At 38.8% G+C, this 1424-nt stretch carries 1 protein-coding gene; it reads right to left on the bottom strand.

The window, feature by feature from the left end; translation table 11 throughout:
- Window positions 1–111: 111 nt before the first annotated feature.
- A protein-coding gene (locus tag CWC04_RS19225) for an IS3 family transposase (RefSeq protein ID WP_138686191.1) occupies window positions 112–1346 on the bottom strand; the annotation gives its coding sequence in 2 pieces (ribosomal slippage) (window positions 112–995 and window positions 995–1346; 1236 coding nt in all).
- Between the last annotated feature and the right edge of the window lie 78 nt (window positions 1347–1424).

Below are 1424 nucleotides of genomic sequence, written 5' to 3'. Positions count from 1 at the left end.
ACTTTAGCCCTGAAGCAACCACTAAAGATCTTGAGCCAGTATTTATGCGCGACGAGCAAAACTAAGCGTTTATACTCAGCAAATGTCCCGTCCTGAAATAGGTTGGCGGTTTTAATGAAAGACTTGGTGCGAAAGCGCCAGGTCTTTTTTATGCACTTGATTTGGTGTTTTCATATCCAAACTTAAGTGCGGTCGCATTTCATTGTATATAAATATCGATTCTTCAACGAGCTGTTTTAACTCTGCCATATTGCGACATTTATACAGTAAAAACTCTTGCTTTAATATCCCGTTAATACGCTCTGCTAATGCGTTTTGATAACAGTCATACCCATCGGTCATCGATGGTCTAATGCCCTCTTTTAATAGCGCATTTTGATATACTTCAGAGCAATATTGTAAACATCTATCTGAATGATGAATGGCATCACGTTTATATACGCGTTGCTTAATTGTCATTTCTAATGCTCTGACTACATCGGTTGCTTTCATTTCATCACTCAGCTCATAACCCATTATTTTTCGACTGTAAGCATCAGTGACTAACGATAGGTAATGCACGCCTTGCGCTGACTTTACGTATGTAATGTCACTAACGAAGACTTCCTCGGCCGCAGTAGGCATGTATTCCTTTAGTAAATTGGGATGCTTGCGCATCCAATGGTTACTGTTTGTTGTTTTAGTGTAATTTTTCTTTGGTTTTACAAGAAAGTCATGCTCTCTTAAATAATCAAAAAAACAATCACGACCTAGTTTAATGCCACGCTCTTGCAGGTCTGGCTTTATCATCAGATAAAGTTTCTTCCCACCAATACGAGGCATGAATTGCCGCCAGTACATCACTAATTCTTTGACTGGCTCCAATTCTTTATTCCGAGCATCTATTCTGCGCATAGCTTGATAGTAACCTTGTCGCGTTACGCCATATGCACGGCATAACGGAGTAAGCTTTATTTGATGGTTTTCTTTTGCGCGCGTGATAGCTCGGATATGTACTTTTTTCGCAAGCCCGCTCCATATTCTTCATCCATAATATTAATCATTTCATCTTTGATTAAATCCTTTAGGCGTAACTCTTCTATCTCGCGCTCTAAACGTTTAATTTTTTGTGCTGGGGTTTCTTTCGATTTAGGCATGTTGGCTATATAAGTTGGTTTAGACCAATCTAATTTACCATGTTTTCGCAGCCATACCAGAACGGTACTGCGGCCTTGAATACCGTAATGACTTTGCGCTTGTTTATAGGTGAAGTCGCCTTTTTCTACTTGCTCAACAATAGATAATTTAAAGCCTAATGTATAATCTCGCTGAGTACGCTTAACGTCTTTAGTTTTAGTGGTTTTCATAAAATAAGTCCAAAATGTGTAAACACATTTCAGGACAAGACAAAACAATGAGTTAAAAAGCCATGCATTGCATGGCTT

The sequence above is a fragment of the Pseudoalteromonas sp. S2893 genome, from assembly GCF_005887105.1.
GTDB lineage: Bacteria > Pseudomonadota > Gammaproteobacteria > Enterobacterales > Alteromonadaceae > Pseudoalteromonas > Pseudoalteromonas atlantica.
The sequence above is the reverse complement of the archived record's forward strand: the minus strand, read 5'-3'. Positions and strand labels throughout refer to the sequence as shown.